General features: G+C 58.2%; 18 protein-coding genes and 1 tRNA gene. 11 read left to right on the top strand and 8 right to left on the bottom strand.

Translation table 11 applies throughout. The features are described 5' to 3' along the window. Positions 1–27: 27 nt before the first annotated feature. Both cysN and cysD read right to left on the bottom strand, forming a co-directional pair. Positions 28–1,950 carry a sulfate adenylyltransferase subunit CysN gene (gene cysN / locus GRI35_RS01250; RefSeq protein ID WP_160612345.1) on the bottom strand — a complete coding sequence of 641 codons (1,923 nt, stop codon included), beginning with the start codon at positions 1,948–1,950 and terminating at the stop codon, positions 28–30. After that, entirely contained in the window at positions 1,950–2,927 is a 978-nt protein-coding gene (gene cysD / locus GRI35_RS01245) for a sulfate adenylyltransferase subunit CysD (protein WP_160612344.1), read from the bottom strand. Before cysD ends, cysN begins: the two co-directional genes overlap by 1 nt. Before the next feature lie 82 nt (positions 2,928–3,009). Between cysD and GRI35_RS01240 the strand changes: the two genes are divergently transcribed. Both GRI35_RS01240 and GRI35_RS01235 read left to right on the top strand, forming a co-directional pair. Further along, positions 3,010–3,083: transfer RNA gene (locus GRI35_RS01240), tRNA-Gly, on the top strand. A gap of 559 nt (positions 3,084–3,642) precedes the next feature. Continuing rightward, complete coding sequence (locus GRI35_RS01235; RefSeq protein ID WP_160612343.1) at positions 3,643–5,577, top strand: DEAD/DEAH box helicase; 1,935 nt, start codon at positions 3,643–3,645, stop codon at positions 5,575–5,577. A 15-nt stretch (positions 5,578–5,592) separates the two neighbouring features. Here the strand turns inward: GRI35_RS01235 and panC are convergent, their stop codons facing one another. Beyond that, positions 5,593–6,456: a pantoate--beta-alanine ligase gene (panC, locus tag GRI35_RS01230; protein ID WP_160612342.1), complete on the bottom strand. Its 864-nt coding sequence runs from the start codon at positions 6,454–6,456 to the stop codon at positions 5,593–5,595. Positions 6,457–6,564: 108 nt separating this feature from the next. Here panC and GRI35_RS01225 point away from each other — a divergent pair, with 108 nt between their 5' ends. The 7 genes from GRI35_RS01225 (at position 6,565) to GRI35_RS01195 (ending at position 15,935) form a co-directional block, all read left to right on the top strand. After that, a complete protein-coding gene (locus tag GRI35_RS01225; protein ID WP_160612341.1) occupies positions 6,565–7,374 on the top strand; it encodes a division plane positioning ATPase MipZ in 810 nt (269 codons plus the stop codon). 3 nt (positions 7,375–7,377) lie between these two features. Then, positions 7,378–7,677 (top strand): J domain-containing protein, encoded by a 300-nt coding sequence (locus tag GRI35_RS01220; protein ID WP_160612340.1) that lies wholly within the window; start codon positions 7,378–7,380, stop codon positions 7,675–7,677. 9 nt (positions 7,678–7,686) lie between these two features. After that, complete coding sequence (gene pgmG, locus GRI35_RS01215; RefSeq protein ID WP_160612339.1) at positions 7,687–9,090, top strand: phosphoglucomutase/phosphomannomutase PgmG; 1,404 nt, start codon at positions 7,687–7,689, stop codon at positions 9,088–9,090. Positions 9,091–9,123: 33 nt separating this feature from the next. Further along, on the top strand, positions 9,124–9,996 hold the full coding sequence (locus GRI35_RS01210; RefSeq protein WP_160612338.1) for a DUF2059 domain-containing protein: 873 nt from the start codon (positions 9,124–9,126) through the stop codon (positions 9,994–9,996). Positions 9,997–10,072: 76 nt separating this feature from the next. Further along, positions 10,073–11,779 (top strand): Hsp70 family protein, encoded by a 1,707-nt coding sequence (locus GRI35_RS01205; RefSeq protein WP_160612337.1) that lies wholly within the window; start codon positions 10,073–10,075, stop codon positions 11,777–11,779. Continuing rightward, positions 11,776–13,437, top strand: a complete 1,662-nt coding sequence (locus tag GRI35_RS01200) for a hypothetical protein (protein ID WP_160612336.1) — start codon at positions 11,776–11,778, stop codon at positions 13,435–13,437. The genes GRI35_RS01205 and GRI35_RS01200 overlap by 4 nt, the downstream gene beginning before the upstream one ends. 50 nt (positions 13,438–13,487) lie before the next feature. Then, positions 13,488–15,935 (top strand): ligase-associated DNA damage response DEXH box helicase, encoded by a 2,448-nt coding sequence (locus GRI35_RS01195; RefSeq protein ID WP_160612335.1) that lies wholly within the window; start codon positions 13,488–13,490, stop codon positions 15,933–15,935. A gap of 41 nt (positions 15,936–15,976) precedes the next feature. Here GRI35_RS01195 and GRI35_RS01190 read toward each other — a convergent pair whose 3' ends face one another. The 5 genes from GRI35_RS01190 to GRI35_RS01170 all read right to left on the bottom strand — a co-directional run bounded on the left by GRI35_RS01190 (position 15,977) and on the right by GRI35_RS01170 (position 19,294). Further along, positions 15,977–16,429 carry an ExbD/TolR family protein gene (locus tag GRI35_RS01190; protein WP_160612334.1) on the bottom strand — a complete coding sequence of 151 codons (453 nt, stop codon included), beginning with the start codon at positions 16,427–16,429 and terminating at the stop codon, positions 15,977–15,979. 171 nt (positions 16,430–16,600) lie between these two features. Then, a complete protein-coding gene (locus tag GRI35_RS01185; RefSeq protein ID WP_160612333.1) occupies positions 16,601–17,035 on the bottom strand; it encodes an ExbD/TolR family protein in 435 nt (144 codons plus the stop codon). 49 nt (positions 17,036–17,084) lie between these two features. After that, on the bottom strand, positions 17,085–17,615 hold the full coding sequence (locus tag GRI35_RS01180) for an ExbD/TolR family protein (RefSeq protein ID WP_202390473.1): 531 nt from the start codon (positions 17,613–17,615) through the stop codon (positions 17,085–17,087). Between the two features lie 86 nt (positions 17,616–17,701). After that, a complete protein-coding gene (locus tag GRI35_RS01175; protein ID WP_160612332.1) occupies positions 17,702–18,487 on the bottom strand; it encodes a MotA/TolQ/ExbB proton channel family protein in 786 nt (261 codons plus the stop codon). A 78-nt stretch (positions 18,488–18,565) separates the two neighbouring features. Further along, complete coding sequence (locus GRI35_RS01170) at positions 18,566–19,294, bottom strand: energy transducer TonB (protein ID WP_160612331.1); 729 nt, start codon at positions 19,292–19,294, stop codon at positions 18,566–18,568. Between the two features lie 350 nt (positions 19,295–19,644). Between GRI35_RS01170 and GRI35_RS01165 the strand changes: the two genes are divergently transcribed. Further along, positions 19,645–20,493 carry a hypothetical protein gene (locus GRI35_RS01165; protein ID WP_160612330.1) on the top strand — a complete coding sequence of 283 codons (849 nt, stop codon included), beginning with the start codon at positions 19,645–19,647 and terminating at the stop codon, positions 20,491–20,493. Between the two features lie 68 nt (positions 20,494–20,561). Next, entirely contained in the window at positions 20,562–20,972 is a 411-nt protein-coding gene (locus tag GRI35_RS01160) for an acyl-CoA thioesterase (protein WP_160612329.1), read from the top strand. Positions 20,973–20,975: the final 3 nt, after the last annotated feature.

The raw sequence follows: 20,975 nt of genomic DNA, 5'->3' as shown, positions 1-20,975 counted from the left end.
TTGATGGATCAGCGCTCACAGCCTGACTCATTTGAGAGGCATGATCTGGCTGATGATATGATCCGCAGCTTCTTCGACGGTCATCTCCACAGTGTTTACACGGATCTCGGGTTCATCGGGTGCCTCATAGGGGCTGTCGATACCGGTGAAGTTCTTGAGCTCGCCGCTACGCGCCTTCTTGTAGAGACCTTTCACATCGCGTTGCTCGGCCACGTCCAGCGGCGTATCGACGAAGATTTCGATAAACTCGCACTCTTCCATCATCCCGCGCACCAGATCACGTTCGGCACGAAACGGGCTGATAAAGGCGGTTAGCACGATCAGACCGGCATCGGTCATCAGCTTGGCGACTTCGCCCACGCGGCGGATATTCTCGATCCGGTCGGCCTCGGTAAAGCCCAAGTCCTTGTTCAGCCCGTGGCGAACATTGTCGCCATCGAGCAGAAAGGTATGGCGGTTCATCACATTGAGGCGCTGTTCGACCGCATTGGCAATTGTCGATTTACCCGAGCCGGAGAGACCGGTGAACCACAATACGCGCGGTTTCTGGTTCTTCAGATCGGCATGATGATCGCGCGTGATCGTTGTTGCCTGCCAATGGACATTCGATGCCCGGCGCAAGCTAAAATGCAGCATGCCCGCGCCAACGGTGGCGTTGGTGATCTTGTCGACCAGAATAAAGCCGCCGAGCGCGCGATTATTGTCATAAGGCTCGAAGGTAATCGGGCGTTCGGTGTGAACTTCGGCAACACCGATGGAGTTGAGCTCAAGCGTTTTTGTTGCGAGCTTCTCCCCAGAACCTCCAACATTATTGACGTTGATCTCGTATTTCGGTTCCTGGATTGTCGCGGTGACCAATTGGCTCGCCAGCTTCAGCCAATAGCCGCGCCCTGGCTTGAGCGCTTCCTCGTCCATCCACACCAATGTTGCTTCGAACTGGTCGGATGCCTCAGGCGGATTGTCGGCGGCGGCGATCACATCGCCGCGGCTGCAATCAACCTCGTCGGCAAGCGTGATAGTCACCGATTGCCCGGCAACCGCTTCATCCAGCTCGCCATCGAAGGTAACGATTGATTTGACGGTGCTGGTTGTGCCTGACGGGACCACACGAACCGTATCGCCGGGCTTGATCGAGCCGCTGCCAATCAGGCCGGAAAAACCGCGAAAGTCGAGATTGGGCCGGTTAACCCACTGTACCGGCATCCGGAACGATTTTTCCTGCGCTGCGACATTGGCAATCTCGATATTCTCGAGATGGCTGATGAGCGATGGCCCGTCATACCAACTCGTGTTGTCCGAAGGCGCGGCGGTGATGTTGTCGCCTTTGAAGCCGGAGATCGGAATGGCCGTGAAGCTTTCGATCCCGATCTCTTTGGCAAAGGCCGAATAATCGGCGACGATCTGGTCGAATGTGGCCTGATCGTAGCCGACCAGATCCATCTTGTTCACCGCCAGCACCAGATGCTTGATGCCGAGCAAATGCGCGAGATAGCTATGCCGCCGCGTCTGGACGAGCATACCTTTGCGGGCATCGACTAGGATCACCGCGCAATCGGCGGTCGATGCGCCGGTGACCATATTGCGCGTATATTGTTCGTGGCCCGGCGTATCGGCGACGATGAACTTGCGTTTCTCGGTTGCAAAAAAGCGGTACGCGACATCGATGGTAATGCCCTGCTCACGTTCCGCCGCGAGACCATCCACCAGCAAGGCAAAGTCGATCTCTTGCCCCTGTGTACCGACCTTTTTGCTGTCGCTTTCGAGCGCGGCGAGCTGGTCCTCAAAGATCATTTTGGAATCGTAGAGCAATCGGCCGATCAGCGTGCTCTTGCCATCATCCACACTGCCGCAGGTGATGAAACGCAGCAGCGATTTGTTCTGATGCTGATCGAGATAGGCATCGATATCGTCCGCGATCAGCGCGTCGGTTTCGTAAACGGGGGTAGTCATCAGAAGTACCCCTCCTGCTTCTTCTTCTCCATCCCGGCACCGCCTTCATCCTGGTCGATGACCCGGCCCTGACGTTCGCTGGTGGTCGTGAGAAGCATTTCCTGCACGACTTCGGCGAGGGTGGATGCTTCGCTCTCTACCGCACCGGTCAGTGGAAAACAGCCGAGCGTGCGGAAGCGAACAGAGCGTTCGGTGATTGCGGGCCGGTGCCCCATCACTGCTTCAAGCCGGTCCAGATCATCCGCCATAAACAGACCGCCTTCATATTCGAAAGTCGGTCGCGGTGCGGCGAAATAGAGCGGCACGATCTCGATATTTTCGGCCATAATATATTGCCAGATGTCGAGTTCGGTCCAATTGCTCAGCGGGAAAACGCGGATGCTCTCGCCTTTGGCTTTCTTGGCGTTGTAGAGATTCCACAATTCGGGGCGCTGCTGCTTCGGGTCCCACCCATGATTGGTGGTGCGGAAGCTGAAAATCCGCTCTTTGGCACGGCTCTTTTCCTCGTCGCGCCGCGCGCCGCCGAACGCAGCATCGAAACCATAATGGTCAAGCGCCTGCTTCAGCCCCTGCGTCTTCCACATATCGGTATGCAGCGCGCCGTGATCGAACGGGTTGATCCCGCGCTCTTTGGCTTCGGGGTTTTGCCAGACCAGCAGGTCCATCCCGGCATCAGCTGCGGATTTTTCGCGCAGCGCATACATGTCCTTGAATTTCCACGTTGTATCGACATGCAGCAGCGGGAAGGGCGGCGGCGAGGGATAGAAGGCTTTCTTCGCCAGATGGAGCATGACTGCGCTGTCTTTGCCGACTGAATAGAGCATTACCGGCTTGGCCGCCTCTGCGGCAACTTCGCGCATAATGTGGATGCTTTCGGCTTCGAGCCGTTCGAGATGAGTCAGGCGGCGCATGTGGTGGCGAGCTTTCTTGTTCGGGTACGTGTTCCGGGACAAGTGGCAGCTAGTCAATATCGCCATACGAACAAGTTAGATTTGCTTGCGAACGGGAAAGGGCGTTGACGAATCCGCATTTGTGGTCGAAAGCGCCTCCCCACAGCGGGCGGGTATAGCATAGTGGTAATGCTCTAGCCTTCCAAGCTAGCTAGAGGGGTTCGATTCCCCTTACCCGCTCCAGACCTCCAGCAACTTCTTTTTTGGCATGGGAACCTGCGCGCCCGCCGGTATTCCCATAATGCCCATCGTCGCACGTCAGAAGCGGCGCCAGACCTTGTAGGGTGACCACTGTGCAGCGACCGCATTGTGGGGGCGTGTCTGAGAGTGCCAAAGCGACAGATGGGCGACAAAGGCGACAGTGTGTCGCTTTTGGTCTCGTACTTATTCGGCATTCAATTCAACTGTTTACGGCTCTATTTCGGAAAGCGACACCAAGGGCAGCCCCCGCCACTCTGGCGAGTTCGCGCGAATGAAGCCGCGAACGCGCTATGGGTTTTGGGATCGACGATGGGAAAGAGCTGGCGAGGGGCTACCAGAGTGATGCCTTGTAGGAAAATATCGGTTTTTCGAGGGTGCTAATACAATGACATCCCCCTCCATTTCGCACTTGCACAAAAATGAGGAGCCAAACCGGGATAAAGCGTGTAGGGGCGCTTTTTTGACCGTTTGATGCGCGCTGGTTTAGTGCGCCCGGCGGCCCTCCGCCGCCATCTGGCGTGCCATCAATATTGCGAGTCCCATGAGTTTTACCGACCTTCCGCCAATCCTTGGCGATGCATTGACCGAACGCGGTTATGAGAAGCCTACCGCCGTACAGGCCGCCGTTATCGAACAGGAAGCGGCTGGCCGCGATCTGATCGTTTCGGCGCAAACCGGATCAGGCAAGACCGTGGCCTTCGGTCTCGCCATGGCTGAGCAGATGCTCGGCGATAGCGGGGCTGTGCCATACGGCATTCAGCCGCTCGCAATGGTGATTGCGCCAACGCGCGAATTGGCGTTGCAGGTGAGCCGCGAGCTCGGTTGGCTCTATTCCAAAGCAGGCGCGCGGATTGCGACCTGTGTCGGCGGGATGGATGCCTCGAAAGAACGCCGTTCCTTGCGCGGCGGCGCACAGATTGTGGTCGGCACGCCGGGCCGTCTGCGCGACCATCTGGAACGCGGCGCGCTTGATCTTTCTGCCCTCAAAACTGTCGTCCTCGATGAAGCCGACGAGATGCTCGATATGGGCTTCCGTGAGGAGCTTGAGGCGATACTCGATGGCACGCCCGAAGGCCGCCGCACGCTGTTATTCTCGGCGACAATGCCCAAATCTATCGTGTCGCTGGCCAAGCGCTATCAGAACAATGCGCTGCGGATATCGACCGTTGGCGATGATCGCGGGCACGGCGATATTTCCTATCAAGCGGTGACGATCCCGCCGTCCGAAATCGAAAGCACCGTCGTCAATCTGCTGCGCTTCCATGAGGCGGAAACAGCAATCCTGTTCTGCGCCACGCGTGACGCTGTCCGGCGTTTGCATGCGACCTTGCAGGAGCGCGGCTTTGGTGTCGTCGCTCTGTCAGGCGAGCACTCGCAGCAGGAGCGCAACCAGGCGATGCAGGCTCTGCGCGATCGCCGTGCGCGCGTCTGCGTGGCGACCGACGTTGCTGCGCGCGGCATTGACTTGCCGAGTGTCACGCTGGTGATTCACGTTGAAGTGCCCCGCGATGCCGAGGCGTTGCAGCACCGTTCGGGGCGTACCGGCCGTGCGGGCAAAAAGGGTACGGCGGTTATCCTCGTGCCGTATCCGCGCCGCCGCCGCGTCGAATCGATGCTGCGCAATGCCAAGATCAAGGCCGATTGGGTAGGCGCACCGACGCCCGAAGCCATTCGCGCGCAGGACCGCGAGCGTCTGATGGAAGTGCTGCTGGCTCCGGTTGAAGCGGATGAGGAAGATCTCGCACTCGGCCGCAAGCTGCTGGAAACGCGTTCGGCGGAAGATATCGCAGCGGCTCTGGTGCAATCGCACCGCGCCAAGATGCCGCAGCCCGAAGAGCTGATCGCGAATACCCCCGAAGCGCGGCAGGAAGCGCAACAAGAGCGCCATCGTCCCGGTTTCGAAAACACGGTCTGGTTCCGCATGGATATCGGCCGCCGTCACAATGCCGATCCGCGCTGGGTGCTGCCGCTGCTCTGCCGCCGGGGCCATATCACGCGCAACGAAGTCGGCGCGATCCGCATTGGCGGTGACGAGACCTTCTTCCAGGTCCCGGCCAATATTGCCGACAAGTTCGAAGATGCTGTGAAGCGCACGGCGGAGAATGACGACAAGGACCGTCCGGTGCATATCGAACGCTCCGAAGGCGGCCCGCGCGAGCAGGCCCGCCATAATGCCCGTCCCAAAAAAGGGGGCCCCAGAACGGGACCCAATAACCGTCAGGGCAAAAAACCCTATCGCAAGGGCAAGCATGAGAGTGACGGACAGAAGCGCTATGACGGACCACAGAGCGATCGCGGCCCCAAACGTGATGGTGATGACGGTAAGGTTCGCGCGGGCAAATGGGACCGTGACAAGTCCGGCAAGCCTGGCGGGAAGGAGCCCGTCAAACAGCGCGGTCCCCGCGTTGAGCGGAGCAAGGTAAAGTTCAAAGGCAAATCGGGTTATCCCAAAGGCAAACCCAAGCAAGCTGATTAAAAACGCAGCAGAGCTCTAGCCGCCGCTGAGAACCCCCATATTGTCGATCAGGCGTGTGCCCCCGATCCGTGCGGCGACCAGAAGGCGGGCGGGGCCGTTCCCCAGTTCATCCAGTTTGGCGAGGCTCGCCGCGTCGGCTAGATCTGCATAATCGACGGAGCTGAAGCCTGCGCCGAGCAGCGCGTCTTCCAGCGCAGCCAAAGTCCGCCCGACATGTTGGCCATCTTCGATCCGGGCGATGGCTTCGCGCATTTCGCGCGGGAGCGTAGCGGCGGCGGCGCGATCCTCGGCATTCAAATAGCGGTTGCGGCTGCTCATCGCGAGGCCGTCCGGCTCGCGCACGGTCGGAATGCCGATGATATCGCTGGCCAAGGGCCTGGTCAGATCGAGATCGCGCGCCATTTGCCGGATGACGGCCAGCTGCTGCCAATCCTTCTCTCCAAAGCAAGCAATATCGGGCAAGACCTGATGGAACAGCTTGCACACGACCGTGGCAACCCCGTCGAAATGCCCCGGCCTGTCCGCACCGCAAAAATTCGCGCTGACACCTTCGACCGAGATGTTGCTGGCGAAGCCTTCGGGATACATTTCATCGACGGTTGGTGCCCACAGCAGCGCCACGCCTTCGCCCTCGAGCATCGCCGAATCCTCGGCCAATTGACGCGGATAGGCGTCCAAATCCTCATTCGGGCCGAATTGCGTGGGGTTTACGAAAATCGACGCGACCACATGATCGGCCAGCTTCGCCGCCTCGCGCATCAATGTGAGATGCCCGTCATGCAGCGCCCCCATCGTTGGCACCAGCGCAACTGTCGCGCCGTCTTCGCGCAATTCGGCAACGCTTTTTCTCAACATGTCGCGCCGTGTGATCGTTTGCACGGGGTGAAACCCTCCGGTAGTAAAATGCCGATACCCTCTAGCCGTGCTAGGGATGCCAAAACAACCCGGCTAACACCCAGTTTCGGGCAGTTCCGGGCCTAAAACAGGATGAGCGCTTTGTCAGATACCACGCCGCACCGGATCACTTTCGCGAATGAAAAGGGCGGAACGGGTAAATCGACCACAGCGGTGCATGTCGCGGTAGCGCTGGCCTATCAGGGCGCGCGCGTGGCAGCGATCGATCTCGATCCGCGGCAACGGACCATGGACCGCTATTTCGAGAACCGCGCTGAGACAACCGCCAAACGCGGGATCGACCTGCCGACCGCCCGCTGCGCTGTATTTCACGGCGAGACGATTGAAGAATTTGACGCCATGGCGGCGGAAATGGGCGAGGGCATGGATTTCCTGATCGTCGACACGCCTGGACGCGACGATCTGTTTGCGCGCCACGCTGCAACTGAAGCGGATACGCTGGTCACGCCGATGAATGACAGCTTCGTCGATTTCGATCTGATCGGGCAGGTGGATTCGGAGACGTTCAAAGTCCGCCGCCTGTCATTCTATGCCGAGCTGATCTGGGAAACGCGCAAGATGCGGGCGATCCAACAGCGCAAGGAAATAGACTGGGTCGTGGTGCGCAATCGCAGCGGCCATACCGAAGCGCGCAATATGCAGCGCATCGAACGCGCGCTGGGTGAACTGTCAAAACGCGCCGGTTTTCGCGTGGCGAAGGGCCTTTCCGAACGGGTGATCTATCGGGAGCTGTTTCCATCAGGCTTTACACTGCTCGACAAGGGGCATCTCGGCGAACTTGGCACAAGCCATTTGGTCGCGCGGCAGGAAATGCGTTCGCTGCTGGCCAGCTTGAACCTGCCGGATCATGCCAAGTCAGAGCCTAAGCTGGAGCTGGCCTAACCTATGTGGAAATTTGCCCTCATCGCGCTGCTCGCGAGCCTCGCTTGCAAGCTCGTCTTCGGCAAATGGCCGTGGCAATTCGCGCAGGGTAAAAGTACCCGGGCGCAGGCATTGTTCAAAGCGCGCAAGCTGCTCGGCGTGCGCGAGAATGCGACACGGCAGGAAGTGCTGCACGCGCATAAGCAGCTCATCGCCATGGTCCATCCGGATAAAGGCGGCACAAGCGAGCAGGTTCATGAAGCCAATGCCGCGCGCGATTTGCTCATCAATGAACTTCCCTATCCATCACACGACAAGCCTTAGGATACCCCTATGAACCATAATTTCGACCCGACCGTCCTGCGCGAATATGATATTCGCGGCATTATTGGGGAGACGCTGGGGCCGGATGATGCGCGCGCCATCGGGCGCAGTTTCGCGACACTGCTAAAGCGGGCCGGTGGGTCGAAAGTGGCTGTCTGCTATGATGGGCGGGTCAGTTCGCCCATTCTGGAAAGCGCTCTGGTCGAGGGACTCAATGGCAGCGGCTGTGACGTTGTGCGGGTGGGTATGGGGCCAACCCCGATGCTGTATTACGCGGCTGCGTCAGCCAATGATGTGGATGGCGGCATTCAGATAACCGGCAGCCATAATCCCGCCAATTATAACGGCTTCAAGATGGTATTTCAGGGACGTCCGTTCTTCGGCGAGGACATCCTGACTATCGGGCGCATGGCCGAAGCGGGCGATTGGATCGACGGTGTCGGCGGCGTGGAAGACCGTGACATTCTGGACGAATATATCGACCGGCTGGTCGCCGGTTTTGGCGATATCGACCAGTCGGCGCTTGCCGGCCTGAAAGTCGGCTGGGACAATGGCAATGGCGCCGCTGGCCCCGCGCTGGAGAAGCTTGCCGCGCGTTTGCCGGGCGAACACCACCTTCTCTACACCGATGTCGACGGGAATTTTCCGAACCATCATCCTGACCCCACTGTTGAAGCGAATCTGGAGGATTTGCGCGCGCTGGTCGCGGAGAAGAACCTCGATTTCGGAGTGGCATTCGACGGTGATGGTGACCGGATCGGTGCGATAGACGGTGAAGGGCGGGTGATCTGGGGCGATCAATTGCTGATGATCTATGCCGAAGAACTGCTCCAGCGGATGCCCGGCTCCACCATTATCGCCGATGTGAAGGCATCGCGCGCGCTGTTCGATCATGTATCGGCGCATGGCGGCAAGCCGGTAATGTGGAAGACCGGGCACAGCCTGATTAAGTCCAAAATGAAGGAAACAGGTTCGCCTCTGGCAGGTGAAATGAGCGGCCATGTGTTCTTTGCCGATGAATATTACGGCTATGACGATGCGCTTTATGCCGGTGTGCGGCTGATTACAGCGGCTGCGCGGCTGGGTAAATCCGTCACTGAATTGCGCGGCGCGATGCCCAATATGATCAATACGCCCGAAATGCGTTTTCAAGTCGATGAGAGCCGCAAATTTGCAGCGATCGATGAAGTGAAAGAACGGCTCGCCAACAGTCCGGCACAAGTTGACGGGACCGACGGAGTTCGCGTGACCACCGATGATGGCTGGTGGCTGCTGCGCGCTTCGAACACGCAGGATGTGCTGGTTGCACGCGCAGAAAGCGAAAGCGAAGCGGGTCTCGAACGTCTGATGGCGCAGATCGACGAGCAGCTTGCGCTATCTGGCCTTGAACGCGGCGAAAGCGTCGGGCACTAATACGCCACGGAGAATTCATAGGAAGGTTTGAAAATGTTGAAGAAACTCACCACTGGCATCGCACTAGGTGCATTGGCGTTATCGACTCCTTTGGCAGCGCAGGAAGCTGGCGCAGCATCGGAAGAAGTGGGCGATGAGAGCATGGACGCGATCGCTGCGATGTTGGGCGGCTTGTTTCAATCGGAGCCGCTTACTGAAGAACAGGAAGCGCGCCTTCCCGCAGCTACGGCGGTTGTGAGCACTATGATGCCCGAAGGTTTCTACGGCGAAATGATGGGCGGCATGATGGACAAGATGATGCGCCCGATGATGGCGATGTTCTCTGAGCCAAGCTTCATTCTATCGACGCGTCTGGCGGTTGACGAGGAAACGGTCGGTGCGTTGGGCGAAGACGAGCAAGCTGAAGTTCTGTCGATGCTCGATCCCGCTTGGGACCGCCGTACTGATGCAATACTTGGCGTAGTGCTGGGCAATATGGGCGATCTGTTTGTCGCGATGGAGCCTCCCATGCGCGAGGGACTCTCCAAAGCCTACGCAGTGCGTTTCGACGAGAGCCAATTGGCAGACATATCGACTTTTTTCCAAACACCGACGGGGGAAGTCTATGCGCGGGAATCGATGGTGCTGATGGCCGATCCGCAGGTCATGTCAGCGACTATGCAGGCGCTACCGCAGATGATGGGTAGTTTCACAAATATGGAAGGCGCCATCGAACAGGCAATGGCTGAGCTACCAGCGGAACGAGGGTATGAAGATTTGTCGAGTACTGAGCGCCGCCGGTTGGCAGAGTTGCTCGGTATTTCCGCAGAGGAAGTAGAAGGGGCTGTAATTTCTCCAAAAGCCGGCGATGCGTTTGGAACTGAGGAAGAAGCATTCGATGGCGATGCTGGCTTGATCGAGGAATAAAGTGCCGCCTCGACTATGCTGGCATAGCTGCCTTTGTCCCTCCGGCACGAGACCGGACTATTAGACAGGACATTTGATGCTCGTTGGAATTGATTTGGGCACCACCAACAGTGCCGTTGCGATTTGGCGCGATAGCGAGGCTGAACTGGTGCCCAATGCGCTGGGTGACGTGCTGACGCCATCGGCCGTGTCCGTTGATAAAAGCGGACAGACGTGGATCGGCGCATCCGCGCTGGATCGCTTTGCAACGCATCCGGGCGAAACCGTGACCAGTTTCAAGCGGATGATGGGCACCGAGGCGCGGGCAACGCTGGGCAAGCGTGATTTCAGCGCCGAAGAACTGTCGGCGATGGTGCTTGTGTCATTGATGGATGATGTCGAGGCGGCGCTGGGCGAGCGTCCGACCGAGGCGGTGATTACCGTTCCGGCCTATTTCAACGAGCGGCAGCGGCGCGCAACACGGCGGGCTGGCGAGATCGCCGGGCTGGATGTCAAACGCCTGATCAATGAACCGACCGCCGCCGCGCTGGCGTTCGGCTTGACCGATCGCGGCGACCAGGAGCCGTTTCTGGTGTTCGATCTGGGCGGGGGGACATTCGATGTCTCCATCGTCGAGATGTTCGAAGGCATTGTGGAGGTGCGCGCCTCTGCTGGTGACAATCGTTTGGGCGGCGATGATTTCAATGCTGCACTGGTGGCTTTGGCGCAGCCGCGCTTGGACGCGGACGATCAGCTTGCGGTCATGCCTGCCGACAGAAAGAACGCGCTGCTGACTCAGGCGGCTGAACAATGCCGCCGCGCGCTGACTACCGCGCATGAGGCAGATTTCTCGATCACGATCAATGACCAAGCCTACACCACCCGGATCACTACCGAAGAATTTGAAGAAACTGTCGAGCCGCTGATCCGCCGCTTGCGCGATCCGGTGCTACGCTCTCTGCGCGATACCGGGATCGATGTGAAAAGCCTCAGCGAAGTTGTTCTGGTCGGCGGCTCCACCCGCATGCCGGTGGTGCGCAAAGCGCTGACGCGGATGTTTGGCCGTTTCCCCAATCACACGGTCCATCCCGATCATGCGGTAGCGCTGGGCGCGGCGGTTCAGGCGGGCTTGCTCTCCAACGACGAGGGGCTGGAAGAAATCCGCATCACCGATGTTGCGCCCTTCACGCTGGGCATCGATAGCAGCGATGAAGATGCGCACGGACAGATTCATAGCGGGATATTCTCTCCGATTATCGAGCGGAATACTCCCGTCCCGGTCAGCCGGATGCAAGTATACAGCACCATGCAGGCGAACCAGACCCGGATTGAAATGGGTGTCTATCAAGGCGAAGCCCGCGACGTGAAGAACAACGTCAAATTGGGCGGAATGTCGGTTCGTGTTCCCGCCAAACCGCGCGGCGAGGAAATTGTCGAGGTGCGCTTTACCTATGACACCAGCGGATTGCTGGAAGTCGATGTGCATGTCCCGTCGACTGGTCTGACCAAAAATCTCGTCATCGTCGACGAGGAAGACAAACGCAGCAAGAGCGAGATCGCTTCGAGCCGCAAAGCGCTAGAGAAACTCAAAACCCACCCGCGCGACGAGGCGGAAAATATCGCTGCGATGGCGCGCGCCGAGCGGTGCTACGAAGGGTTCACCGGCGACGTACGCGATGCGATTGGCAGGTGGATTACTGCTTTCAAAGGCGCTCTCGACAAGCAGGATCCGCGCATCATTGCCGATGCGCGCAAACAGTTGCTCGCTGCGCTGGACGAGATCGAGGCCAATCCGCCACTATGACCGGCTGGCCGTGGAATGTGTTGGGCATCGAGGCGACCGACGACAAGGGCGCTATCCGCAAGGCCTATGCCGAAAAGCTGAAATCGCTCGATATCGACAAAGAAATCGCCGCTTTTTCCGACCTGCGCGCCGCGCGCGACTATGCGTTGTCGAATGCCGGCTTCAATGTCCGTGATGACACGGCGGAAGACGATGAGAGCTACGGCGAAGACACTTACGACGATGACGGTTCATTCGATTTCGATGTCGAGTTCAGCGCGGCAGACTTAATCGGTTTTGGCGTCGATCCGTTCGGTCCGCCTGGCCTGGACAGTTTCGGGCAAGGCCATGTTCCTGAGGCAAGCCCGGAACTTAATGTCGTCGCAGGCTCGCCCCGGCACGACCCCGTTGGTCTCGCATATAAGGAACTATCCGGATTGCTGTTCCCTGATGGTGAGCGGTCTGATGATGCCATGGAGTGGGAGGAATTCGAGCAAGCGCAGGCTGCGCTCGATAATGTCCTGGATTATGCTGGCAAGGCCGACTTGCAGACCGAGCAAGGGATTGATTACTGGCTGTCGGATATGTTGGCCGAAGCGTGGCCTCGCTCGGCTCCGCTGGTTGAGCAGGCGAGCAACGCCTTCAACTGGACAGTCGAAGAAGGAAAGCTGACCGAACGTCCTGCTTTGTCGTGGCTGAATGCGCGCCTGCGCGGGATGCGGTACCATGAGGCTGTTACCCAGCAAGACCATCCGAACCACAAAGCATGGATGTATTTGAGCGAACCCGGTGAGTATCGCTGGTGGCATGCGGCCAAGGTCAACGGGACCGCAATGCACAAGCTTATTGCGGGGGTGCGCGAGTATTATCCGGAGCTTGAGTCCTATCTGGAACCGCGCAAGGTCGCGGCGCTGGAAGAAGGCGTAACGGGCTTTGTGCCAGGGGCCATTCGATTGCTGTTCGTCTTGTTCCTGATCTCGATCCCGCTGCGCTATTGTGGAGATTCGGAGAGCCCCGAGATAAGTCAGATCCCAATCTTTGAGACGGCTTTCGACGGTTCTCCTGAGATGCAGCAGCAGGCAGACATCTTTGCGATAGAGCTTTTTGGTCCCGATGCTACATATGAGAACGTTGAGAAACTCAACAGCGAAATAGGGTCTTTGATACGTAGCGCCGCGCGTCTCGACAGCAGCGACATGGTGTTCTCACGGGATAGTTCTTTGAGCGCAGAAAGCGCCGTTCGGGCGCTGACGATGCAGGCAGTCGTCAAAGCCGGGTTCGAGGATCTGCTCAAGATAAAACAACTCCAGCTCGACCTGTTGCGCGAGTCGAGAAGCGCGGGCGATGCGGCCTGTGCGGCATTCCTGACTAGCGGCAAAGTGGACGATGCGGTTGAACTGAGCACAGAGCTGCGTGACCGTGAACGGAGCCTTGCGTGGAACCTGCTTCAGCAGGGACTGCTTGATCGCGATGCGAATGCAGGGGGGGCGGCACAGGCATCGGTGCCCGGCTGGGTCGTGGGTGAGATCATCGACAGCACCAGCCTGTCACGCGATGCGGTTGACGAGGCGCTGGGCGATGCCGAGGCAAATGGTGCCTGCAACGTCCATATTGCCTTGCTGCAATCGGCCCTGCGGCAACCCGGCAGAGTGCCTGCCGAATTGCTGCGTTTACAGTAAAGCGATGAGCACGCTTTCATCGCGGTGCTAAAGCTGCTCATATCGGCGTAATGAGCAAGGCCGTTATCCCGCACGAAATCGAAGACTGGTTTGCCGGTCGCGGCTGGACGATCCGTCGGCATCAGCGCGATATGTTTGCGGCGGCAAAAGCGGGCAAGCACGGGATGTTGGTAGCGGATACAGGCGCAGGTAAAACGCTTGCCGGATTTCTGCCGACGTTGGCTGATTTCTGCCCGTCTGAATTTGGCGCTGATGGCGCGCCAGACGGATTGCATACGCTGTATGTCTCGCCGCTCAAGGCGCTGGCGCATGATGTGCAGCGCAATCTGGTCACGCCGGTCGAGGAGATGGGGCTACCGCTCAGGATCGAAACGCGCAGCGGTGATACGCCGTCGGACCGGAAGAAACGCCAGCGCAGTAAGCCGCCTAATATTTTGCTGACCACGCCTGAATCGCTGTCGCTGCTGCTGTCCTATCCCGACAGTTTTGACCTGTTCCGCGGCCTTAAGCGCATCGTGATCGACGAGGTGCACGCTTTTGCGACCGGCAAGCGCGGCGACCTGCTGGCACTGTGCCTGTCCCGCCTGCAATCCATTGCGCCCGATATGCAGCGCGCCGCCTTGTCGGCCACGGTTGCTGATCCGGAAGCTTTTCAGGCCTGGCTCGCGCCATGGGGAGATGTCGATCAGGTCGCGCTGGTGATCGGGGAGGAAGGGGCTGAACCCGATCTCGAGATACTTTTGCCGCAAGAGGAACGGGTGCCCTGGGGCGGCCATGCGGCGACATGGGCGATCCCCCAGCTTTACGAACAGATCCGCACTAACAAGACCACGCTGATTTTCACCAATACGCGCTTCCTTGCCGAATTTATCTTCCAGAACCTGTGGGAGGCGAATGACGAGCAATTGCCGATCGGTATCCATCATGGCTCGCTCTCGCGCGAGGCGCGGCGCAAAGTGGAAGGAGCGATGGCGCGAGGCGAACTGCGTGCCCTCGTGGCCACCGCGAGTCTCGATCTGGGGGTCGATTGGGGGGATATTGACTGCGTGGTGCAAATGGGCGCGCCCAAAGGATCGTCGCGCCTGCTGCAGCGTATTGGCCGCGCCAATCATACGCTCGACCAGCGCAGCCGCGCGCTATTGGTGCCTGGCAACCGGTTCGAGTTTCTCGAGGCGATTGCGGCCAAGGATGCGGTGGAGGAAGGGCAGCGCGACGGAGAAGACTTCCGCGATGGCGGCCTTGATGTTCTTGCGCAGCATGTGATGGCCTGCGCCTGTGCTGCACCATTTGATGAGGCAGCCTTGCTCGCTGAAATTCGGTCTTCGCTTCCCTATGCCGGAATTGACCAGCCCTTGTGGGAGCGGGTGCTGGGGTTTGTTGAAACGGGTGGATATTCGCTCAAGGCCTATGACCGGTTCAAGCGGATTACGCGCGACAAGAATGGCACTTGGCGCCTGACGCACCCCGAACATGCGGCACGGCACCGGCTCAACGCCGGGATTATCATCGATAGCGAGATGCTGAATGTGCGCTTCAAGAATGGCCGCTCACTCGGCAGGGTTGAGGAGCGCTTTGCGGCGAGCCTATCACCCGGCGATACGTTTGCTTTCGCAGGCACCAGTCTGGAGGTTGAGCAGATCAAGGACATGGATGTGTTCGTGCGCGCTTCCAAGAAATCGGCGATGATCCCGTCCTATGGCGGCGCAAGAATGCCGCTTAGTACGCATCTGGCGGACAGGGTTCGTGCCTTGCTGGATGACCGTGCGGGATGGGGGCGTTTTCCTGATGATGTTCGCGAGTGGCTGGAAGTGCAGGACTGGCGCAGCCAGATGCCCGCGCCGGGGCAATTGCTGGTCGAGAGCTTTCCGCATTCGAAGCGGCATTACACGGTCTATTACACGTTCGAGGGGTGGAATGCGAACCAGTCGCTGGGGATGCTGATTACACGGCGGATGGAGGATCGCGGGCTTCAGCCGGGCGGCTTTGTCGCCAATGATTACTCGCTTGGGGTGTGGGGTTTGCAGCCGGTGACCGATCCGCGGCCATTGCTTTCGCCCGATATTCTGGCGGATGAATTTGTCGATTGGGTGCAGGATTCGCATCTGCTGCGCCGGGCCTTCCGCGAGGTTGCAGTGATCTCCGGCCTCATCGAACGGCAACATCCGGGAAAGCGCAAGAGCGGTAAGCAGGTCACTTTCTCGACCGATCTTATCTATGATGTGCTGCGCAAACACGAGCCGGACCATGTCCTGCTCGAGGCTGCGTGGGCCGATGCACGCGCGCGCTTGACCGATATCGGGCGGCTAGCCGATTTGCTCGAACGCTCGGCCGAGCAGGTCAATCATGTCGAGCTGGACCGGGTCAGCCCGCTGGCCGTACCGGTGATGGTGATGATCGGCCGAGAGAGCGTGCCGCAAGGCGCGATCGACGACGAACTATTGCTTGAGGCTGAGAGCTTGGCAGGCGCGGCGATGCGGGTGGATACACCGCTGGAATAGTCAGCCGTGTCTATGGCGAGATTGGGAAGCTTGGCGGCGCGTCAGCTGTCTTCTTCTGCCGAAGCAAACTGGCGGTAGCGCTCATTGCCCACGAAGCCGAACTTGCTGACGCCGACCGATTTGATCGTGTCCAGTGTCCGCGCGGCAAGGGCATAGCTAGCATTGGCGGTTGGTTCGAATTGCAGCTCAGGCTCGACATCCATCTGAGTCGTCTGGATCAGCAGCGCGGCCATTTGCTGTTCTGTGACGGCAGTACCATTCCACAGGATTTGGTTCTGGTCGTCGAGAACGATCTTGTTCTTGACCGCGTCAGGCGTGGGAAGGTCGGGGCAATCAGTACCGCATGGTAGTGGCAGATCGACTTCGATGGAGTGGGTCGCGACCGGGATAGTGATGATGAACATCACCAGCAGGACCAGCATCACATCAATTAGCGGCGTCGTATTGAGATCGCCCATTGGCTGGCCGGCAGCGGGTGCAGTTGCTTGTCCCATAGTCGTATCTCCCGTTATGGTATGTCATAACATACCGAGATGTCTAGGGATTGCAAATCTATGGTGAGAGGAGGACCTCCGATGCCGCGGTCGCATGCTCTGAAATGACAGCGCGCACAAAAAAGGGGGCGAATTGCTTCGCCCCCTTTTGGGTATCGCATAAAGCTCGATTTACTTGCCGAATTCGCGGTATTTTTCGTTACCGACGAAGCCGAATTTGGTCACTTCTGTCGACTTGATCAGCTGCAACGTGCGGGCTGACAGTTCGTAGCTCGCATAAGGCTCTGGCTCGAACTGGAGCTCTGGAATCGGGGTGATACCCTTCGTGATTTCCAGATTGCGAACCAGTTCTGCTTCGCTAATGACTGTGCCATTCCAAATGATGTCGCCCGTTTGCGAAAGAACAATCTTGTTCTTGATCGGATCAATCTGATCTGGTGGTGGCGGACTGTTGTCCGGAACCGGCAGATCGATATCGACCGAGTGGGTCGCGACCGGGATTGTGATAATGAACATGATGAGAAGCACGAGCATGACGTCGATAAGCGGCGTCGTGTTCATGTCCATCATCGGTTCGCCATCATCACTTCCAGCTGAAATACCCATGGTGTCTTACTCCTGAATTCGTTTCGTTCCGTCCGGTGGTCCGACAGCCTTAGCCGTTCGGATCAACCGGATTGGAAATGAAGCCAACGGTGGGATAACCCGCCACTTGGACGTTGTAGATTGTTCCAGCAACACAGCGCCATGGTGCATTGATATCGCCGCGAATGTGAACCTGCGGGATCAATTCAGGATCCTGCATGATCATTTCGGGGCCACCAGCACGTTCGACGATCGTATCGAGACGCTCAAATGCTTGGTCGAACAACTCTTTCGAATCTACCGGAGTCGTGTTGTTGAAATAGACGCGGCATTCACCTTCGCGTGAAGCACCTTCGAAGCCCGGATCACCGGCACTGCGGCCTGATGCGTCTGTAGTACTCACAGTCAGCAGAAGGTTTTCAACCTTGTCTTTCGACTCCACAGTTTCCATGATTGGAATCTCGAGCTTGTCGATCGTCTGGATCGCCACGGGAACTGCGATAAGAAAGATGATCAGAAGAACCAACATCACGTCGACGAGCGGCGTGGTGTTAATGTCTGACATCGGCTTCTCTTCATCGCCGCCCATCGAAATAGCCATTGCTAATTCCTATCCTGATTTAGTTTCAATTCGGGTTCGGGATGAGCGGGCCGCCATGACAGCGGACCCGCCCAAGATACGCCCGATCAGGCTTTTGGCTTGACGCCGCCAGCGGTAGTTGCCGGCTTTGGAGCTGCTGGCTTAGCAGGAGCTTTAGCCGGAACGACTGTTGGCTTAACTGCGCCATTCGAGTTGATATTGGCGAGGATGTCGGTCGAGAAACCGCTGAGCATACCCGCGATCCGCTTGTTACGAGCCGAAAGCCAGTTGTAGGCCAGAACAGCAGGAACAGCCACGAGAAGACCAATCGCGGTCATAATCAGAGCCTCACCAACCGGGCCGGCCACTTTGTCGATCGATGCCGAACCAGCGAGACCGATGTTGATCAGCGCGCGGTAAATACCGATAACCGTACCGAGCAGACCGACGAAGGGCGATGTCGCGCCAACCGAAGCCAGGAACGGCAGCCCGCCCGCGAGCTTCGCATTGATAGCTGATTCCGAACGGGCCAGAGTGCCGTGCAGCCAATCATGGGCTTCGAGGCTGTCCGTCATCTTGCCGTGCTGGTCTTCTGCCATAAGGGCATCGTCAACCAGCTGACGCCATGCGCTGTTCTTTTCCAGCTTGGTAGCGCCTTCTTTCAGCGAACCCGCGCGCCAGAAATTGGCCCGGACATCGTTATATTGCTTCATGACCTTTTGCTGCTCGAGGAGCTTGGTGATCAGGATGTAGAATGAACCGACTGACATGATGACGAGAACGCCAAAGATCGACCACGCGATTGCGCCGCCTTGGTTCATGGCTTCCCAGAAGCCGAACTGGTTCTTAGGTGCGGCCCCTTCGGCTGCAGCTGCAAGTAGTTGAGTAATCATTGCGAGTTTCCTCTCAGAAGAAGCATAATTTAAATCAAGTTCAGAATTGGCCACCCGCGATCCGGGCGGCCGATCCTGTTATTCGGGAATCTGCCATCGTACGGTGCTGGTGTAGCTGCCTGCTACTTCTTTACCATCACCATTGGTTGCCGGGTTAAACCGAGCCCGCCGCTCGACAAGACGACATGTCGCATCTTTCAGAGCCTGGGGCGCGGTACCGCCGGTCACCGAGCAAGAGCTGGCGCGACCATTAGTCCCCACAGTAAGACGGAACGAGACTGTCCCTGAATAGTCACGGTTAATCCAGCTGTTCCGGTAGTCGTCGTTCGTAACCCAGCTTCCACGATTATTCCGGGGAGCCGGATCTTTCGGTGTGAAGCGCTCCTTCGGTTCGGGGCAGCCCGCATTCACCGGTACGACCGTGCCATCAGGACAGCGCTTGGTTGCTGGTCCGCAGGTTGCGGTCTCAGCGACAACGCTTCCATCGGGGCATGTTTTGTTTGCCTGCCGCGACACACCGGTGTCAGGTGGAATCTCTTTTGGAGTTTCCTGCTTGGGCGCGTCCTGGTTCAACGGAACCAGTGGCTCCGGAACAAACGGTGGAGGAACGGTTTCCGGCACCTCTTCGGGTGGCGGTGGTGGCTCTTCCTCAGGTTCTGGTTCTTCAGGCTCCTCAACATCGACGGTCGTTACGCGCTCAACCGCTTTCTGGATTGCCTCATAGGCGAGTCCAGTCACGAGCACATATCCGACACCGATATGAATCAACGCCACGATGATCAGGGCAATAATTCTATTACTGCTCATCTGTTGGTCAGCGTAGGCCATTCAGTAGCATCACTCCATCATCTAACGCCGGACGCTAATCCGGCAGTTCATCCCTTTGACAGCGCACTTATCTGCCAGAGTGTTATCCTGCTTGTCCACCCTTCCCGGATTTCGGGAGAGATGGCTATTGACCACCGGATCCCCGAAGACCCGGTCCGGGTCCGCTGCGGCTGTTTTTGTTATCGTTACCACAACTAGTTTCGACCCTTAGCTATGATGCGGAGACCAAGCAAACGCTTTATAGGTTAACCGCAGATTCACAGCTTGTGATACTAACTGTCCGATCACGCATTGGTTCAGATTCAGATGTTTTGCAGAGTAAGCAATTGATGAAAAGCGATAAAATCTTAAGCCTGCTCTCCGTCTTTGGTTTGGCAATATCAGTTGCACTGCCTGTTTCCGCGCTGGCGGCGCAGGATAATATTGTTTCTGATCAAATCACATATGCCGATCTTGTTGACCTTGCGGATGCCTCCGAAATCGTTTTGCGGGCACAGATTCGCAAGCAGGCAGAGCTCAAGCCGGAGCGTGCCCCGGGCCTGCGCCCTGGGTACGCCAGACTCTATATAGAGGCGCAGACCGACAGCTTGCTGACCGGCCGTGCAGCGGTCGGCGAATCGCTACGCTATCTGGTCGACGTACCGCGCGATTCGAAAGGTAAAGCGCCGAAGTTGAAGAAGCAGACGGTGTTGCTATTTGCGCGCCCTGCAGCTGGCCGACCGGGAGAAATCCAGCTTATCACCGAAACATCGCAGCTGCTGTGGAGCGCGCCTCTCGAGACCCGACTGCGCAGCGTTTTGGCGGAACTGGTAGCGCAGGATGCCGCACCTGAGATCACCGGGATCCGCGATGTTCTGTCGATACCGGGCAATTTGGCCGGCGAATCGGAAACGCAGCTTTTCCTGTCGACTGACAATGATGGTCCGGTGTCAGTGACGGTGATTCGCCGCCCGGATCAGGAGTCCGTTTGGGGTGTCTCATGGTCCGACATTGTCGATCAGGCAGCGCGTCCCCCGCAAATGAACACGCTGGATTGGTACCGTCTTGCGTGCTTCTTGCCCGGCCGGTTGCCTTCGGCATCCTATTTGTCGGCCGATCCTGCCTCGCGCCGTCAGGCCGATATGGATTATCGATTCGTTTTGCAGCAATTGGGGCCTTGCCCGCGCAATCTTGACTAAGGCGCAGCTAAGGCGCGGCCTAGAATAAGTGGTTCCATGTTGCCGCCCGCCCGGTCTATTGGGCGGCCATGAGCGAACCCTTCCGCCACCGTTTCCGCGTCCGCTATGCCGAACTCGACCCGCAAGGCGTCGTTTTCAACGCACGCTATCTCGAATATGCCGATCTGGTTGTTACCGAATATTGGCGCGCCCGGCAGCTGCGGATGTTTGGCGAAGACGCGCTTGAATTTCACGTCGCCCATGCAGACGTCAATTTCCGCAAGCCGATCCGCGCCGACGAAGAGATCGAAGGCCGTGCCTGGACGACCAGAATCGGCAATTCCAGCATGACTACCCGCATTGAGCTGCACGGTGTGCAGCCTGATGGCAGCGATGATTTGCGGGCCGAGATAGAGCTCGTCAATGTGCATGTTGCGCTTGAAACCGGCCAATCTTTACCCATTCCTGACAGCGCGCGCGCTGCTCTTCTAAACGCCTAAGGA

It is taken from the genome of Pontixanthobacter aestiaquae, assembly GCF_009827455.1.
Taxonomy (GTDB): domain Bacteria; phylum Pseudomonadota; class Alphaproteobacteria; order Sphingomonadales; family Sphingomonadaceae; genus Pontixanthobacter; species Pontixanthobacter aestiaquae.
Note: the sequence above shows the minus strand (reverse complement) of the source record. Positions and strands in the feature narration are given on the sequence as shown.

Coding starts and splice junctions, on each gene's coding strand:
- cysN (WP_160612345.1), bottom strand. CDS start 1,950: ATGACTACCCCCGTTTACGAAACCGACGCGCTGATCGCGGACGATATC.
- cysD (WP_160612344.1), bottom strand. CDS start 2,927: ATGGCGATATTGACTAGCTGCCACTTGTCCCGGAACACGTACCCGAAC.
- GRI35_RS01235 (WP_160612343.1), top strand. CDS start 3,643: ATGAGTTTTACCGACCTTCCGCCAATCCTTGGCGATGCATTGACCGAA.
- GRI35_RS01225 (WP_160612341.1), top strand. CDS start 6,565: ATGAGCGCTTTGTCAGATACCACGCCGCACCGGATCACTTTCGCGAAT.
- GRI35_RS01220 (WP_160612340.1), top strand. CDS start 7,378: ATGTGGAAATTTGCCCTCATCGCGCTGCTCGCGAGCCTCGCTTGCAAG.
- pgmG (WP_160612339.1), top strand. CDS start 7,687: ATGAACCATAATTTCGACCCGACCGTCCTGCGCGAATATGATATTCGC.
- GRI35_RS01210 (WP_160612338.1), top strand. CDS start 9,124: ATGTTGAAGAAACTCACCACTGGCATCGCACTAGGTGCATTGGCGTTA.
- GRI35_RS01205 (WP_160612337.1), top strand. CDS start 10,073: ATGCTCGTTGGAATTGATTTGGGCACCACCAACAGTGCCGTTGCGATT.
- GRI35_RS01200 (WP_160612336.1), top strand. CDS start 11,776: ATGACCGGCTGGCCGTGGAATGTGTTGGGCATCGAGGCGACCGACGAC.
- GRI35_RS01195 (WP_160612335.1), top strand. CDS start 13,488: ATGAGCAAGGCCGTTATCCCGCACGAAATCGAAGACTGGTTTGCCGGT.
- GRI35_RS01190 (WP_160612334.1), bottom strand. CDS start 16,429: ATGGGACAAGCAACTGCACCCGCTGCCGGCCAGCCAATGGGCGATCTC.
- GRI35_RS01185 (WP_160612333.1), bottom strand. CDS start 17,035: ATGGGTATTTCAGCTGGAAGTGATGATGGCGAACCGATGATGGACATG.
- GRI35_RS01180 (WP_202390473.1), bottom strand. CDS start 17,615: ATGGCTATTTCGATGGGCGGCGATGAAGAGAAGCCGATGTCAGACATT.
- GRI35_RS01175 (WP_160612332.1), bottom strand. CDS start 18,487: ATGATTACTCAACTACTTGCAGCTGCAGCCGAAGGGGCCGCACCTAAG.
- GRI35_RS01170 (WP_160612331.1), bottom strand. CDS start 19,294: ATGAGCAGTAATAGAATTATTGCCCTGATCATCGTGGCGTTGATTCAT.
- GRI35_RS01165 (WP_160612330.1), top strand. CDS start 19,645: ATGAAAAGCGATAAAATCTTAAGCCTGCTCTCCGTCTTTGGTTTGGCA.
- GRI35_RS01160 (WP_160612329.1), top strand. CDS start 20,562: ATGAGCGAACCCTTCCGCCACCGTTTCCGCGTCCGCTATGCCGAACTC.